This is a genomic window from Amycolatopsis sp. NPDC031561 (assembly GCF_055580625.1).
On sequence record NZ_JBVILA010000003.1, the window covers coordinates 231312 to 247655 of the forward strand.

The window sequence follows — 16344 nt, forward strand, 5'->3', positions numbered from 1 at the left end:
GTGAAGGCCCCCTTGAAGGACTCAGAGTCCTTCAAGGGGGCCTTCACGTAAAACCCCAGCCCCAGTCAAGAAGAAGCGCCAGTCCGACGACACGGGGGAAGACGTCGAGCTGGCACTACCCCCAACCCCCACCGCCGTCAGAAGGCGGTGCCTGTGCAAGTTGAAGGTGTCCACCGTCGTACCGGAACCGAATGGGGGGTCCTGCCCGTCTTGTTGGTTGGGCACGGTTCCGGCGACGGGTCCTCGGTGGACACTGGCAAGGATCGCGGCGGCCGGATGCAGGGCGCTTGCACTACGCTTGCAGGCTCTGACGATGGTGGGCGGAGGTGGCCGGGTGGAGTTCCGCGTCCTCGGCGCCGTCGAGGCGTGGGCCGGTGACGGTCAGGTCGATCTCGGCTCGCCCAAACAACGGCTCGTCCTGGCGGTTCTGCTGCTGGAGGCGGGTAAACCGGTACCGCGTGACCGGATCATCGACCTGCTGTGGCCCGAAGAGCCGCCGGCGAGCGCCCGGAACACCGTTCAAGCGCTGGTGTCCCGGCTGCGGGCGGTGTTCCGCGGCGCGGGCGGGCCAGAGATCGTCTCCGAGGGGACCCGTTACCTGCTCAGGGTCGAGCCGCGCCAGGTCGACCTGCACCGCTTCACCGAGCTGACGGCGCAAGCCCGCAAGGCCGACGACGAAACCGCCGTCGACCTCTTCGACGAGGCGCTCGGACTGTGGCGTGGCGAGGCGTTGTCCGACGTCGTGAGCGGCGAGGTCGCCCAGCGGCTCCGCGGCGGCATGAACGAAGCACGCTGGACGGCGCTGGAAGATCGCGCCGAAGCGCAGTTACGGCTCGGCCGCGGCCGCCAGGTCCTCGCGGAACTGATCGAACTGGTCGCCGCGCATCCACTGCGGCAGCGGTTCGTCGGGCAGCTCATGCTCGCGCTGCACCGCGAAGGCCGCACCGACGATGCCCTCGAGGCTTTCCGCTCCCTGCGCGACAGGCTGGGCGCCGACCTCGGCCTCGATCCCTCGCCGGAGCTGCGAAAACTCGAAACTGCCATCCTCGCCGCCGATCCCGCCCTGGAACCGGCCGCGGCCTCGGTCAAACCCGAGCCGGTCCGCCCGGCGCAGCTGCCCCACGACGTCCGAGGGTTCGCCGGGCGCGCGACCGAGTTGGAGCGGCTCGACGAGGCGACCCGTCACGCGGGCGAGGGCACCGACATCTGGGTGATCAGCGGGACCGCGGGCGTCGGCAAGACCGCGCTCGCGGTCCGCTGGGCCCATCGCGTCCGCGACGCGTTCCCCGACGGGCAGCTCTACCTCGACCTGCGCGGATTCGACCCCGACCACGAACCGCTCACCCCGGCCGTCGCGCTCACCCAGCTTTTGCAAGCGCTCGGCACGGCGCCCAAAGCCATCCCGCCGGACACGGACACGCGGGCCGCGCTCCTGCGTTCCCTCCTCGCCGACAACAAGGTCCTGCTGGTCCTCGACAACGTGCGCGACACCGGCCAGGTGCTGCCGTTGCTGCCGCCGTCGGGCACCGTCCTGGTCACCAGCCGCCAGCGGCTCGGCGACCTCATCGCCCGCACCGGCGCCCGCGCGCTCCCGCTGTCCGTCCTGCCCGCCGAAGACGCGCGGCATCTACTGGAAGCCGTGCTCGGCAGCGAAACCGTCGCCGCCGAGGCGGGCGCGGCGGCGGAGCTGGCCCGGCTGTGCGGGCATCTCCCGCTCGCCCTCCGGATCGCGGCGGCCAACCTCGGCGCGAGCGGTGAACCCGAGATCGCCGAATTCGCCCGCGAGCTGGCCGGTGGCGACCCGCTGGCGGAACTGACCGTCGACGGCGCCGAGGAAAGCGCCGTGACCACGGCGTTCGGCGTGTCCTACCGGGCACTTCCCGAAGATCACCGCCTGCTGTTCCGACGGCTCGCGCTGGTCCCGGGCCAGACGTTCACCGCCTCCGCCGCCCAGGCGCTGACCGGTGCGACGCGGGGCAACCAGCTGCTCAAGGCGCTCGCCGCGGCTCATCTGATCGAGCGCTACACCCCGGGGCGCTACCGGTTCCACGACCTTCTCCGCAGTTTCGCGGCGGGCCGCACCCTGTCGGAGGACACGAAGCCCGATCGCGACGCCGCGGAGAGGCGGCTCTTCGAGAGCTACCTGACCACCGCCGACGCCGCGGGCCGCGTCCTCATCCCGCATTTCCTTCGCCTGCCGCGCGAGGAACCGGACGACAAACCCTTCGCCGACACCGAAGAGGCGCTGGCCTGGCTCGACGCCGAGTGGCCGAACCTCGCCGCCGCCGTCGAGCACAGCGCCGAACACGGGCCGCCTGAGTTCTCCTGGCACCTCGCCGACGCGCTCCGCGCCTTCTTCCACCAGCGTGGCCATCACGCGGAATGGATCGACACGGCGTCGACGGCGCTCAAGGCCGCCCGCCGCAGCGACGCCGGACAAGCCCAAGCGGCGATGCATCTGAGCATCGCGCTCGCCTGCGTCAACAGCGGCCGCTACGACGAGGCGCGCGAACACCTCACCAGCGCCCTGCGCGGTGACCTCCTCGCAGGCTGGGACCCCGGTCGCGCGGCGGTGCTCAACAACTTGAGCGCCGTGCACCAGCGTCTCGGCGATCCGCAGGAGGCGATCCGCTGCGGGCTGGAATCCCTGCGGCTGTGCGAAGAGCTGTCCCTGCCGGGTATCTCGATGGCGCTGGCGAACCTCGGTTTCCCGTACTGGCAGACGGGTCAGCTCGACGAGGCGCTCGCCAACTTCACCCGCGCGCTCGCGGTCGCCGAACGGGACGGCGCCCGGTTCAGCGTCGCGGTGCTGCTGGTCGACCTCGGCACCGTGCACCGCGATCTCGGCCTGCCCGACGACGCCTACGACTTCTACACCCGCGCGCTCGCGGCCAACCGCGAACTCGGCTACACCTACGGCGAGGCGACGGCCCTGTCCGGTCGGGCCGTACTCGAAAGCATGCGCGACCCGAGCGAGCAAAACCGCGCGGACGCGCTCGAAGCCGTCGAACTCACCCGCAAGATCGGCGACCGGGGCACCGAGGCCTGGACGCTCGTCGGACTCGGCGAAGTCTGCCTGCGGCTCGGCCTGCCCGGGGAGGCCGCCGAGCATCAGCGGCTCGCGTTGTCGATCGCGCGGACGACCAGCTTCTTCTGGTGTGAGGCCGCCGCGCGGACGGGGCTCGCGGAAACGCTGCTGGAACTGGGAAAACTCGAAGAAGCCCGCACACACGGCGAGCTGGCACTGGAACTCGCCGCGCGCTCCGGCTACCGGCTGGTCGAAGAACGCGCGAAGCTGATCCTGGACAAGCTTTAGCCGCGCGTCTTCTCGTACGACCTGACGCTGCCGGCGATCGCAGCCATGCTCGCCGTCAGGACGCTGAAGATGACCGCCAGCGCGATGGCGACGCCGTTGCTCTTGTCGAAGCCGAAGATCCACTTGAGCTGAGCGTCGAGGGGCGTGCCCCACAGCAGCGGTGCCGCGACGAGCATCGCCACCGCGAAGAGCCCGCACAGTCCGAACAGTGTCCACGCGCCGGAAATCCTGCGGGCGAACGTGAAGCCCGCCGCGACCACCAGCGCCCCGGTGCTGATGACTCCGAAGAGCACGTTCTGCATCTCCACGCCGGACCACTGACCGGCCCCGTTGGCGTGGACGACGTTGTAGAGCACGAACCAGACGAGCATGCCGGCGGTGAGCAGCGCCAGGCTGCCGGCGATCACCGCCGCCGCGGCGTTCGCCCTCGGCTTGGACGGCGGCTGACCATACGGCTGCATCGCACTCCTCACGCTTCCAGCGACCCGAATCTGTCGCCTATCAAGACCACGATCACCTTAGCGAGAGGGGTGTCGGTGATGGCCGGTGATGGCAGCAAGCTGCCTTCCAGGCGACGCCAGTCGGTTTCTCTTGAGGGGCAAGCCCCCTCGCAACACCGGCCGGCGGGGTCACGGTTCCGTGAAGGACTCCTTGAGGGACCCAGGGTCCCTCAAAGTTCCCCTCACTCGCCCAGAACAACACCCTTAGCCTCAGCAACCTCACGAGCCCCGGCGACGGCGCGTGAAGGACCCCTTCCCTCGGCTCAGCCGAAGAAACGCGACCTTCACACCTTCCCCAAGTACGTGAAGGCCCCCTTCCTGTACCTAGGCACAAGCAAGGGGGCCTTCACGTACTTCCGGGCGACCAGGGGCCGAACCGCAGTGGGTCTCGTGAGTGGCTAGGACGGTTATTTAGAGAGCCGCCTTTACCACTCACGAGGCGGTGAGTCAGACGCGTACTTCGTCCACCCTGACTGGGCGGCGTTCCCGACGGGAGACCTCGCACGCCTCGGCGATGTAGAACGCTTCCAGCGCGTCCGCCGCTCCGCACGGGCTCGGCGCGCGACCGGCGGCGACGTCGAGGAAGGCCTTCAGTTCACTAACGTACGCGGACCGGAAGCGTTCCATGAAACCGGGATAGGCCGGACCTGGCAACGGCTGGACGCCGGGTTCCACCGAGGTCAGCGGCGCGCGATCGTCCAGGCCCACCACAGCGTTCCCCGCTGAGCCGAGTACTTCCAGCCGGACGTCGTAGCCAGCGCCGTTGTAACGCGTCAGCGAGACGACGGCCAGCGTTCCGTCGTCCAGGGTCAGGGTCGCGGCCGCGGTGTCGACGTCACCGGCGTCGGCGAAGAACCGTTCGCCCTTGTTCGTCCCGACGGCGTAGACCTCGACGACCTCACGGCCACTGACGTACCGGACGACGTCGAAGTCGTGCACTCCGCAGTCACGGAACAGGCCACCGGAATGCGCGACGTACTCCGCGGGCGGCGGCGCCGGGTCCAGAGTGGTCGCGCGCAAGGTGTGCAGCCAGCCGAGTTCTCCCGACGCCACCGCGTCCCGGGCGGCCGCGTAGCCGGCGTCGAACCGGCGCTGGAAGCCGATCTGCACCGGTACGTCCGAACCGGAGATCTTGTCGATCACCGCGAGCGTGCCCGGGATGTCGGCGGCGACCGGCTTTTCGCAGAACACCGGGATCCCCGCGTCGACCGCCGTGAGGATCAGTTCCGGATGCGCGTCCGTCGCCGCGGCGATCACCAGTCCGTCCAAAGAGGACGCGAAGAGTGCGGGGATGTCCGCCACCGCTTCGACGCCGAGTTTCGCCGCGGCCGCCTGGGCGCGGCCGGCGTCGACGTCGGCGACGACCACGGAGGAAACCTCGTCGAAGCTCTTCAAGGTCTCGGCGTGCGAAGTGCCGATCCGGCCGGTGCCGGCGAGTCCCAACCTCATTCTCGCAACCTTCCTAGAGTGCGGTGGTGGTCGATCGGACCACCAGCGACGGGTGCAGCAGATGCCGGACCGGTTCGGTACGTTCGCCCCGGACCCGTTCGAGCAGTGCTTCGACGGCCAGCCTTCCCATTTCCGTCCGCGGCTGGTCCACAGTGGTCAGTGAGAGGTGGCGCAGCGCGGCCAGCGAGGTGTTGTCGTAGCCGACCACGGAGACGTCTTCGGGGACCCGCAGGCCCGCCTCTTCCAGCGCGGAGATCGCGCCGACGGCGTTGAAGTCGTTGCCCGCCAGCAAAGCCGTCGGCAACTTCTCTCGCGGATGGTCGCCGAGCAGCTCGTGCACGGCCTTCTCCCCGGCGGTGTCGGTGTGTTCGCTGCGCACGATGAGCGGATGCAGCCGATGACGCCGCATGGCCTGCTGGTAACCGCGCCGCCGGGCGGCCGCACCGGCGGCGACCCCACCGTCCAGATGGGCGATCCGGCGGTGTCCCAGCGAAACCAGGTGCTCGACGGCGAGCGCGGCACCCGCCTCGCCGTCGTCGTTCACGGTGTCCACCCCCGGAACGCGCGAGGTGCGCGACACCAGGACGACGGGGCACTGGGCGGCCGCTTCCTCGATCGCCGACGCCGGCACCACCGGCGACAACAGGATCACCCCGGCGGGCCGGAAGGACAGCAGGCTCTTCAGCGCGGACCGCTCGCGCGCGGGACTACGGCCACCGGTATTGAGGATCAAGTGGAATCCGGCCGCCTCGGCCGCCGCGTCGAGCCCCTCGACGACGTCGGCGAAGAACGCGTTGCGGAGATCGGAGACCATCACGCCGAGGACCGTCGAAGTCCGGCTGGCCAGCGACCTGGCCATCGCGTGCGGCTCGTAGCCCAGTTCGTGCGCCGCGCACAGCACCCGCGTCCGCCGTTCGTCGGAGACGTTCGGCGCGTTCCGCATCACCAGTGACACGAGCGCGCGGGACACCCCCGCTTTCGCGGCGACGTCCTCCATCGTCGGTCGTGCCATTTCCAGCCTCCCCCTGCCCTTGACTTTACTGTGACGGACGCTACAAGATTAGAGCGCTCTAATCAATAGAGCGCTCCAACCCGCTCCCGTTCCCCGCTCTGGAGGCCGCCGATGACATCCCGGATCCGAATCGCCGCCGCCCCGATCTCTTGGGGCGTATGCGAAGTCCCCGGCTGGGGTCGCGTGCTCGACGCGGGGACCGTGCTGGGCGAAATGGCGGAGCTGGGGGTCCGCGCGACCGAACTCGGCCCTCCCGGTTACCTGCCGCGAGACCCGGCCGCGCTGCGGGAGCTGCTCGGCGGGTACGGGCTCGACCTGGTCGGCGGCTTCCTGGCCGTCGCCCTGCACGAGAGTCCCGTCGCCGCGCTGGCGGCGGCCGAGGAGTCCGCCGCGCTGTTCGCCGCGTGCGGTGGCGACATGCTCGTTCTCGCCGCCGCGACCGGTCTCGACGGCTACGACGACCGGCCCAAGCTGAGCGAAGCCGAATGGGCGACGTTGATCGAAAACTCCGGCGAGATCAGGGAAATCGCCGCGCGCCACGGGCTGCGCACCGTGCTGCACCCGCACGTCGGGACCCATGCGGAAACCGAGGAGGAGGTCGAGCGCTTCCTCGCCGATTCCGAGCTCCCGTTGTGCCTGGACACCGGGCATCTCCTGATCGGCGGGACCGATCCGGTCGCGCTGGCCAAGCGTTACCCCGAACGGATCGGTCACCTGCATCTCAAGGACGTGCGCGGCGAACTCGCCGAAGACGTCCGCGCCGGAAGGCTTCCCTACACCGAGGCGGTGGGCAAGGGTCTGTACGTCCCACTCGGTGCGGGGGACGTCGACATCGAAGCGATGGTCAGGTTCGTCCACGAGGCGGGCTACGACGGGTGGTACGTGCTCGAACAGGACACCGCGCTGAGCGAGGGGAGCCCGGAAGATCTGCCGAAGCGGGACGTGGCCAGGAGCCTGGCGCATCTCGACGGAATCGTCAGCCGGCTCCCGGCTGCCAGGTAACGGAAGAAGCGAGGAGAGACGACGATGTCCCATCGCTTGAGGAAATGGCGCAGCAACGGAACCTACGAGGAGGACTCCACGCTGGAACCCGCCACGGCCGGCAGGCCCCGGAATCGTGGCGGCAGGGCGCCGTCCGCCGTTCGGCGAGGGACAATGCCAGGTCGCGCCCTGGCGACGCGATTCCGGTCGCGGGTTCCCGGGAAGACACTGAAAGCGGCTTTACTGGCCGCGGCGGGACTTTTGCTCCTGTCCGCGTGCACCGGGCCGAAAGCCGAGGAGAAACCCGCGGCGGCCACCGGTCCGGTGACGAGCCAGAACAGTGGGCCGTTGCGGGTCGCGGTCATCTCGCACGGCACTGCGGGCGACGCGTTCTGGAACGTAGTCAAGAACGGTGCCGAGGAGGCGGGCAGGCAGCTCGGCGTCCAGGTCGAGTACAACTCCGACGGGGATCCCGGCAACCAGGCCAAGCTCGTCGACAACGCGGTCGCACAGCAGGTCGGCGGGCTGGTGGTGTCCATGGCGAATCCTGAGGCGCTCAAGACCTCGATCGAGAACGCGGTCCGCGCGGGGATCCCGGTCATCACCATCAACTCCGGTGAAGACAAGAGCGCGGGCTACGGCGCGCTCACCCACGTCGGGCAGAACGAGACCATCGCGGGCGAGGAAGCCGGGAAGAAGTTCAAGGAACTCGGCAAGAAGAAGCTGCTCTGCGTGGTCCACGAGGCGGGCAACGTCGGTCAAGCGCAGCGCTGTGACGGCGCCAAGGCAGGCTTCACGGGCGACGTGCAGACCCTTCAGGTCGACATCAGCAACCCGGCCGACGCCGAATCCCGGATCCGGGGCGCGGTGCAGACGGACACCGCCCTCGACGCCGTCCTGACGCTGAACTCGCAGGTCGCGGCGCGGGCGGTGAGCGCGATCAAGGCGGTCGGCTCACAGGCTCAGGTCGGCACCTTCGACCTGAACACCGACGTGGTCGGCGCGATCAAGGCGGGCGAGGTGGTCTTCGCGGTCGACCAGCAGCAGTACGAGCAGGGCTACCTCCCCGTGCAGTTCCTCAAGCTCTACCGGGACAACGCGAACGTCGTCGGTGGCGGGAAGCCGGTGCTCACCGGGCCCGACCTGGTCGACAAATCCACTGTGGACACCGTCGGCCAGTACGTGCAAAGGGGCACGCGATGACAACCAGCACCCTCGACGAACGGATCGCGAAACCGCGCCTGCTCGACAGGCTGGTCGTCCGGCCCGAGATCGGCGCGCTCCTCGGCGCCGTCGTCGTCTTCCTGTTCTTCACCCTCGTCACCGACCAGTTCTTCAGCGGCAGCGGCGTGGCGACCTGGCTGGACGACGCCTCGACGCTCGGCATCATGGCGGTCGCCGTGTCCCTGCTGATGATCGGCGGCGAGTTCGACCTCTCGGCGGGCGTGATGACGGCGTCCACCGCGCTCGTCACCGCGACACTGGCGACGCAGGCGGGCTGGAACGTCTGGCTCGCGCTGTTCGCGTCCCTGGTCTTCGCCCTCGCGGTCGGCGCCTTCAACGGCTGGCTGGTGATGCGCACCGGGCTTCCCAGCTTCATCGTCACCCTGGGCACGTTCCTGGCGCTGCAAGGGCTCAACCTCGGCGTCACGCGGCTGGTCACCGGCACCGTCCAGGTCTCCGGGATGCGGTCGACCGACGGCTACGAGTCCGCCGGTTTCGTCTTCGCGTCCACAGTGGACGTCGGTGGGACGGCCTTCCAGATCTCCATCGTCTGGTGGATCGGGTTCGCCGTGCTGGCGGCCTGGCTGCTGGTCCGGACCCGGTTCGGCAACTGGATCTTCGCCGTCGGCGGCAACGCGCCCAGTTCCCGCGCGGTCGGGGTTCCGGTGGTGCGCACGAAGATCATGTTGTTCATGACCACCGCGCTCGCCGCGTGGCTGGTCGGCTCGATCAACATCCTGCGGTTCGCCAGTGTCCAGGCGAACCAGGGCATCGGACTGGAGTTCCAGTACATCATCGCGGCCGTGATCGGCGGCTGCCTGCTGACCGGTGGCTTCGGTTCGGCGATCGGCGCCGCGATCGGCGCGCTGATCTTCGGCATGGCACGGCAGGGCATCGTGTTCGCCCGCTGGGACAGCGACTGGTTCATGCTGTTCCTCGGGGTGATGCTGCTGTCCGCGGTCCTGGTCAACAACGCCTTCCGGCGGCGCGCGGAAAGGGTCCGGCGATGAGTCACGGCCAAGCCAAAGAGCTGCTCTCCGTAAAGGATGTCGGCAAGACCTACGGCAGCGTGATCGCGCTGCGCGACGTGTCCACCGTGGTCAACGCGGGCGAGGTGACCTGCGTGCTCGGCGACAACGGCGCCGGCAAGTCCACCCTGATCAAGATCCTCGCCGGGGTCCACCAGCACGACAAGGGCGAGTTCCTGGTCGAAGGCGCGCCGGTCACGTTCGCCTCGCCGCGTGAGGCGCTCGATCGCGGTATCGCGACGGTGTACCAGGATCTGGCGGTCGTGCCGCTGATGAGCGTCTGGCGGAACTTCTTCCTCGGCTCCGAGCCGACGGTCGGCTTCGGCCCGTTCCGGGCCCTGGACCGGAAGAAGGGCCGCGAGACGACCAAGAAGGCGTTGTCCGACATGGGCATCGACCTGCGTGACGTCGAGCAGCCGGTCGGCACCCTGTCCGGTGGCGAGCGGCAGTGCGTCGCCATCGCGCGGGCGGTGCACTTCGGGGCGAAGGTGCTGATCCTCGACGAGCCGACTGCCGCGCTGGGCGTGAAACAGGCCGGGGTCGTGCTCAAGGACGTCGCGCAGGCCCGTGACCGCGGGCTCGGCGTCGTGCTGATCACGCACAACCCGCATCACGCGTACCCGGTGGCCGATCGCTTCCTGCTGCTCAAGCGGGGCGCGCCCCTCGGCACCTACGAGAAGTCCGAGATCGACCTGCCCGAACTGACCCGGCAGATGGCGGGCGGCGCGGAACTGGAAGCCCTCGAACACGAATTGCGAGCTGTGGAGTCCCCTTCATGACCGCTCTCGAAGCACTGACCGTCGGCCGGGTCGGGGTGGACCTCTACCCCGAGCAGAGCGGTGTGCCGCTGGCCGGAGTCAGCACCTTCGCCAAATCGCTCGGCGGCACCGCGACCAACGTCGCGGTCGCCGCCGCGCGGCTCGGCCGTTCGACGTCGGTGCTGACGAAGGTCGGCCCGGATGGCTTCGGTGACTACGTACGGCAGGCGCTGCGGGAGTTCGGCGTGTCGCCCGATCACGTCGGGACGTCGGCGGGGCTGCAGACGCCGGTGGTGTTCTGCGCGCTGAACCCGCCCGCGGATCCTCCGCTGCTGTTCTACCGGTCCCCCATCGCCCCGGATCTGACCCTCACCGAAACCGACGTGCCCTGGGACGTCGTGGAAACGGTGCCCCTGCTGTGGGTCACCGGGACCGGGGTGTCCGTCGAACCGGCACGCGGTACCCAGCGCAAGATGCTGGAGCGGCGCGGACGCCGGTCGCATACCGTGCTGGACCTCGACTTCCGGCCGATGTTCTGGCCGGACACCGAGACCGCGCGGGAAGAGATCGGCTGGATGCTCGACCACGTCACGGTCGCCGTCGGCAACCGCACCGAGGCGGAGGTCGCGGTGGGGACGGCGGACCCCGACGAGGCCGCGGCGCGGATGCTCGCCAGAGGTGTCGAGCTGGCGGTGATCAAGAAGGGCGCCGAGGGTGTGCTGGTGGCCACCGCCGAGGGCAGCTGGACCGTGCCTCCCCAGCGGGTCGAGGTCGTCTGCGGGCTCGGCGCCGGGGACGGGTTCGGCGGCGCGCTGATCCACGGGCTGCTGTCCGGCTGGGATCCGGTGCGCATCGCCGCCTACGCCAACGCGGCGGGCGCGCTCGTCGCGTCCCGGCTGGCCTGCGCCGACGCCATGCCCACCGCCGACGAGATCGAGGAGTTGCTGTGAGCAAGCTGCACCGTCCACTCGGGACGCTTTCCGACGAGCGGGACCCGGTCCGGCTGACCCCGGACTCGGCGGGCTGGACCTACAGCGGGTTGCGGGTGCTTTCGCTGGCCGCCGAGGAGACCAGGGTCGTGCGCACCGGAGAGTACGAGGCCTTCGTACTGCCTCTGGCGGGGGCGTGCACGGTCCGGGTCGACGGGCAGGTCTTCGCACTCGCGGGGCGGGACTCCGTGTTCACGCGGGTCACGGACTTCGCGTACGTGCCGCGCGACGCCGAAGTCGAGTTGTCGACAGCGGGCGGGATCGAGGTCGCGCTGCCGATGGCGCGGTGCACCCATCGTCTCGAAGCACGCTACGGACCGGCCGAGAACGTGCCGGTCGAGGTCCGCGGAGCGGGGCAGGCGACGAGACAGGTCACCAACTTCGGGGTGCCCGGCGTCTGGGACCACGCCGACAAGCTGAACGCCTGCGAGCTGATCACCCCCGGCGGCAACTGGTCGTCCTACCCACCGCACAAGCACGACGAGGCGTCCGAATGCGAGGTCGTCAACGAGGAGATCTACTACTTCCGCGTCGCCGGGCGCGACGGTGTGACGCCCTCGCGCGAAGGTTTCGGTCTCCACCGGACGTACACCTCGGACGGTGAGCTGGACGAGGACGTCGCGGTCCGCGACGGCGACGTTTTCCTGATCCCGCGCGGTTATCACGGTCCCTGCGTCGCGGCGCCGGGCTACCCGATGTACTACCTGAACGTCCTGGCCGGTCCCGCCGCCGAGCGGTCGATGGCCTTTTGCGACGACCCCGCGCACAGCTGGGTCCGCGAGACCTGGGAAAGCCAGGAACTCGATCCACGCTGCCCGGTCACGAGTCACGAGGGGCGAGTGTCATGAAGCTGACCACGGCACAGGCCCTGGTGCGCTGGCTGCTCGCGCAGCGGTCGGAAACCCTGGACGGGCGGGAAGTCCCGTTGTTCCCCGGGGTGTTCGCGATCTTCGGGCACGGCAACGTCCTCGGTCTCGGTACCGCACTGGAGGAGCACCGCGACGAGCTTCCGCTGTGGCGCGGGCAAACCGAGCAGGGCATGGCGCTCGCCGCGGTCGGCTATGCCAAGGCGACCCATCGGCGCCAGGTCGGCGTGGTGACGTCGTCGATCGGGCCCGGCGCGCTGAATATGGTCACCGCGGCCGGGGTCGCGCACGCCAACCGGCTGCCGGTACTGCTGCTCCCCGGCGACACCTTCACCAGCCGCGCGCCGGATCCGGTGCTGCAGCAGGTGGAGCACTTCGGCGATCCGACGGCCACGGTCAACGACGCCTTCCGCCCGGTGAGCCGGTACTTCGACCGGATCACCCGGCCGGAACAACTGCTGTCGACGCTGCCGCAAGTCGCCAGGGTGCTGACCGATCCGGCGGACGCGGGCCCGGTGACACTGGCGCTGCCCCAGGACGTCCAGGTCGAGACGTACGACTTCCCGGACGTGCTGTTCGAGCCGGTGACGCATCGCCTGCTGCGCCCGCGGCCCGACCGCCGGGCCCTCACCGAGGCGGCAGGCGCGCTGCGAGCGGCGCGGAAACCGTTGCTGGTGCTCGGAGGCGGCGTCCGGTACTCCGGCGCCGGCGCGCGTGCGCTGGCCTTCGCCGAACGGCACGGCATCCCGGTCACCGAAACCACGGCCGGGCGCACGCTGGTCCCCCACGGCCATCCGCTGCACGCCGGGCCGCTGGGAGTCACCGGCTCGGCCTCCGCGAACGTCCTGGCCGCCGAGTCCGACGTCGTGCTGGCGATCGGCACCCGCTTGCAGGACTTCACCACGGCGTCCTGGACGGTGTTCTCGTCCGATGTCCGGCTGATCACCCTGAACGCCGCCCGGTTCGACGCGGTCAAGCACGGCGCGCTGGCCGTGGTGGGCGACGCCGACGCGGGTCTCTCGGATCTCGCCGCCCAGCTGGAAAGCTGGCAGGTCGATCCTTTGTGGACGGAACGCGCGGCGGCGGAACGCGACCGGTGGGACGCGCACATCGACTCGCTGCGCGGCGTTTCCGGCGAGACACCGACCTACGCCCAGGTCGTCGGCGCGGTCAACGAGCTCTCCGAGCCGGACGACTACGTGATGACAGCGTCCGGCGGGATGCCGGGGGAACTGATCGGCGGCTGGCGCGGATCGGGTTCGGTCAGCATGGACGTCGAGTACGGGTTCTCGTGCATGGGTTACGAACTCGCGGGGGCTTGGGGCGCCGCGATGGCGCACACCGGTGGCCTGGTCACCACGATGCTCGGCGACGGCTCGTACCTGATGCTGAATTCGGAGCTGTTCTCGGCCGCCTTCGCCGGACATCCGTTCGTGGCGGTGGTCTGCGACAACGACGGCTACGCGGTCATCGCCCGCCTGCAGGAAGGTCAAGGCGGCAAGCCGTTCAACAACTTCCTCGCCGACTGCCGGAGCGCGCACGCGTCACCGCCCCGGGTCGACTTCGCACGGCACGCGGAATCGCTGGGCTGCGCGGTGTTCACCGCGTCCTCCTCGGACGAGGTGCGGGCTGCCTACGCGAAGGCGCGGGAAGCAGCGGTGGCGGAGAAGCGGCCGGCGGTGGTCGTGGTCCGGACCCAGCCGGACTCGTGGACCGAGGCCGGCGCCTGGTGGGAGGTCGGCGTCCCTGAACACCTTTCAGGGCGGGAAGGCATCGAAGACGGGAAGTCCGGACAGCTGCGATACCTGAAAGGTCATTGACAAGTAAACGGGCGCGACCGCGTTCAGCGAACCGAACGCGGCCGCGTCCGACCCCCGTCTATTTGTCGAAGCTGGCGAAGTACCCGGCCGCCATGTCCTCGTCGCCGTGCCCGGCTTCGGAAGCGCGGGCGAAGCGGGCACGCCCGGCCTCGACGACGTCCATCCGGATCCCCGCGCGACCCGCGGCTTCGAGTACCAGCCGGGCGTCCTTCGCGGCGTTGTCGACGGAGAACGCGGTGGTGTAGTCGTTGGTGAGGATCGCGGCGGACTTGCCCTGGAAGTAACCGTTGTCCATCGGGCCACCGGTGACGACGTCGACGAAATGCCGCGGGTCGACGCCGAGCCCCTCGGCCAGCGCCAGCGCCTCGCCGACACCGTGGGTCAGCGCGATCACCCAGGTGTTCAGCACCAGTTTGAGCCTGCTCGCCGCGCCGGAACGGCCGTCTTCGCCGACCCACACCGTGCGCTTGCCGATCGCGTCGAACAGCGGCTGGACGGTCTCGCGTGCCTCGGCAGCGCCCGCCGCCAGCACGATCAGCTGGCCCTGTTCGGCGGGCTGACGGGTGCCCTGAACCGGCGAGTCGACGAAGACGAGGCCCTGCTCGTCGGCGTGAGCGATCAAGTCGTCGACGGCGTCGCCGACGGTGCTGAGCTGCACCCAGATCGTGCCCGGGGCGGGAGCGGCAGCGCGGATCGCCTCGAGCACCGCCGGACCGTCGGTGAGGATCGTGAACACGACAGGCGCGCCTTCGACCGCTTCCGCGGCGCTCGCCGCGACCTGGACACCGTCCCCGGCCAGGGCTTCGGCCTTGGCCGCGGTGCGGTTCCAGGCCCGGACGGTGAATCCGGCCTTGCTCAGGTTGCGGGCCACCGGGGCGCCGATGATTCCGGTGCCGAGCACCGCGACGGTCTCCGTCATGACTTGCCTTCACTCCTAGCCCTCGATAGTGGAACCCTCGTTAAAGAACGAAGGCGAAGGAAATCCGCGCGGGCGCGGGGGTCTGGTTACGAAACCTGGAACATCAGAACGCCTGGATGGTGGTTTCGACTACTTGGGTGAGCGCTTGCCGGTCCGCGGTCTTGCCCAGCACCCGCAGGCCGTACATCGCGGCGAGGGTGAACCTCGCCAGCGCCCGCGGATCCTGGTTCGCGCCGATCTCGCCCTCCTGCCGCGCGGCGGCGAACTCGACGTGGAACGCGTTCTCCACCCGCTCGAAGTTGTGGCGGACGCGGGCGGTGATCTCGTCGTCGATCCCGCCGAGTTCCAGGGCGGCGTTGACGGCGAGGCAACCGCGGTGCCCGGCCGAGGAGTCCAGCTCGTCGTCGACGACGTCGGTCAAGACCCGCCTGACCCGCTCGCGGATGGTGCCCGGGGCGGCCAGCATCTCCTCCACCCGCGTGGCGGAGGTTTCCTCGTAGCGGCGCAGCGACTCCTGGAAAAGCTGCTGCTTGCTCGAAAACGTGTGATAGAGACTGCCGCGTCCCAGACCGGTGCCCTCGACCAGGTCCTGGGCCGATGTGGCCGCGTAGCCCTTGCGCCAGAACGTGCCGACGGCCGCGTCGAGCACTTCGGTGGGATCGAATCCCTTCGGACGGGGCATGGCGTCCAGCATCGCACGTTCTGTAACGACCAGTCAAATAGCGGTGGGTCAGTGCGCCGACAGCAGGGAGCCGAAGCCGCGCACGCTGTCGGCGATGCCGTTCTGGCGCAAGGCGTACCAGTACAGGACGGTGTTGTTCGAGATGACCGGTTTGCCGAGCCAGAACTCGGCGGCCGCGGCGAGGCGTGCCATGGCGACGTTGGTGCCGACCTGGACGATGGCTTCGACGTCGGCGCTGTCGATCGTCTTGACCGCGTCCCGGAGTTCGGCCTCGGAGACGTGGGAGATCCTGGCCGGGCTCGACCTGCCGAGGCCATGGAGCCTCAGCAGGTCGTAGCCGCTGCCGGAGAAGAACCGGCTCACCGGATCGTCGCCCACCGGCAGGTACGGCGTGATGACCGCGATCCGGCGGGCGTCGTACGCCGACAGCGCGGCGTTGATCGCGTCCGGGCTCATCGTCACCGGCCGCCCGCCCGCGGCCGCCCTCATCGTGTCGAGGACGCGGCCGTGCGACCCCGGTCCCTTCCAGTAACTCTCCGGCGAGACCCCGATGATCACGCAATCGGGGTCGCAGCCGGTGACACTCTCGATCGCCGGGTGGGTCGACGTGCGGATACCGCGCATCACCCGGTCGAAGCCGGGCGCGTCGACCATCGGATCGTCGGCGATGACCATCCGCCCGGTGTGGTTGGTGACGCCGTCGGGTCGCATCGCGTCCAGTTCCGGCTGGGCCGAGGTGTTGGTGGACGGGACGACGACGCCGACCTTGAGGCGGGGACCGAGAGAGTCAGTCACGGGCT

Annotated in this window: 14 protein-coding genes; 8 read left to right on the forward strand and 6 right to left on the reverse strand. The window is 69.7% G+C overall.

What is annotated here, in order from left to right; genetic code table 11:
• The first annotated feature begins 313 nt into the window (after window positions 1-313).
• A complete protein-coding gene (locus ACZ5IK_RS10220) occupies window positions 314-3316 on the forward strand; it encodes an AfsR/SARP family transcriptional regulator (protein ID WP_465487424.1) in 3003 nt (1000 codons plus the stop codon).
• Here the strand turns inward: ACZ5IK_RS10220 and ACZ5IK_RS10225 are convergent.
• The 3 genes from ACZ5IK_RS10225 to ACZ5IK_RS10235 form a co-directional block, all read right to left on the reverse strand.
• Window positions 3313-3777, reverse strand: coding sequence for a hypothetical protein (locus ACZ5IK_RS10225; RefSeq protein ID WP_465487425.1), 465 nt, complete (start codon window positions 3775-3777; stop codon window positions 3313-3315). The genes ACZ5IK_RS10220 and ACZ5IK_RS10225 overlap by 4 nt on opposite strands.
• A gap of 486 nt (window positions 3778-4263) precedes the next feature.
• Complete coding sequence (locus ACZ5IK_RS10230; RefSeq protein ID WP_465487426.1) at window positions 4264-5265, reverse strand: Gfo/Idh/MocA family protein; 1002 nt, start codon at window positions 5263-5265, stop codon at window positions 4264-4266.
• A 13-nt stretch (window positions 5266-5278) separates the two neighbouring features.
• Window positions 5279-6277, reverse strand: coding sequence for a LacI family DNA-binding transcriptional regulator (locus tag ACZ5IK_RS10235; RefSeq protein WP_465487427.1), 999 nt, complete (start codon window positions 6275-6277; stop codon window positions 5279-5281).
• Between the two features lie 111 nt (window positions 6278-6388).
• Here ACZ5IK_RS10235 and ACZ5IK_RS10240 point away from each other — a divergent pair, with 111 nt between their 5' ends.
• The 7 genes from ACZ5IK_RS10240 (at window position 6389) to iolD (ending at window position 13943) form a co-directional block, all read left to right on the forward strand.
• Complete coding sequence (locus ACZ5IK_RS10240) at window positions 6389-7279, forward strand: sugar phosphate isomerase/epimerase family protein (RefSeq protein WP_465487428.1); 891 nt, start codon at window positions 6389-6391, stop codon at window positions 7277-7279.
• A gap of 153 nt (window positions 7280-7432) precedes the next feature.
• Complete coding sequence (locus ACZ5IK_RS10245) at window positions 7433-8461, forward strand: substrate-binding domain-containing protein (RefSeq protein ID WP_465487429.1); 1029 nt, start codon at window positions 7433-7435, stop codon at window positions 8459-8461.
• Entirely contained in the window at window positions 8458-9492 is a 1035-nt protein-coding gene (locus ACZ5IK_RS10250) for an ABC transporter permease (RefSeq protein WP_465487430.1), read from the forward strand. The genes ACZ5IK_RS10245 and ACZ5IK_RS10250 overlap by 4 nt, the downstream gene beginning before the upstream one ends.
• Complete coding sequence (locus tag ACZ5IK_RS10255; RefSeq protein ID WP_465487431.1) at window positions 9489-10289, forward strand: ATP-binding cassette domain-containing protein; 801 nt, start codon at window positions 9489-9491, stop codon at window positions 10287-10289. Before ACZ5IK_RS10250 ends, ACZ5IK_RS10255 begins: the two co-directional genes overlap by 4 nt.
• Window positions 10286-11218, forward strand: coding sequence for a 5-dehydro-2-deoxygluconokinase (iolC, locus tag ACZ5IK_RS10260; RefSeq protein ID WP_465487432.1), 933 nt, complete (start codon window positions 10286-10288; stop codon window positions 11216-11218). Before ACZ5IK_RS10255 ends, iolC begins: the two co-directional genes overlap by 4 nt.
• Window positions 11215-12105, forward strand: coding sequence for a 5-deoxy-glucuronate isomerase (gene iolB / locus ACZ5IK_RS10265; RefSeq protein WP_465487433.1), 891 nt, complete (start codon window positions 11215-11217; stop codon window positions 12103-12105). Before iolC ends, iolB begins: the two co-directional genes overlap by 4 nt.
• Window positions 12102-13943, forward strand: a complete 1842-nt coding sequence (gene iolD / locus ACZ5IK_RS10270) for a 3D-(3,5/4)-trihydroxycyclohexane-1,2-dione acylhydrolase (decyclizing) (RefSeq protein WP_465487434.1) — start codon at window positions 12102-12104, stop codon at window positions 13941-13943. Before iolB ends, iolD begins: the two co-directional genes overlap by 4 nt.
• A 58-nt stretch (window positions 13944-14001) precedes the next feature.
• Here the strand turns inward: iolD and ACZ5IK_RS10275 are convergent, their stop codons facing one another.
• From ACZ5IK_RS10275 to ACZ5IK_RS10285, 3 genes are all read right to left on the reverse strand, one after another.
• Window positions 14002-14862, reverse strand: a complete 861-nt coding sequence (locus tag ACZ5IK_RS10275) for an NAD(P)-dependent oxidoreductase (RefSeq protein WP_465487435.1) — start codon at window positions 14860-14862, stop codon at window positions 14002-14004.
• 103 nt (window positions 14863-14965) lie between these two features.
• A complete protein-coding gene (locus tag ACZ5IK_RS10280) occupies window positions 14966-15544 on the reverse strand; it encodes a TetR/AcrR family transcriptional regulator (protein ID WP_465487436.1) in 579 nt (192 codons plus the stop codon).
• Window positions 15545-15592: 48 nt separating this feature from the next.
• On the reverse strand, window positions 15593-16339 hold the full coding sequence (locus ACZ5IK_RS10285) for a maleate cis-trans isomerase family protein (protein WP_465487437.1): 747 nt from the start codon (window positions 16337-16339) through the stop codon (window positions 15593-15595).
• Window positions 16340-16344: the final 5 nt, after the last annotated feature.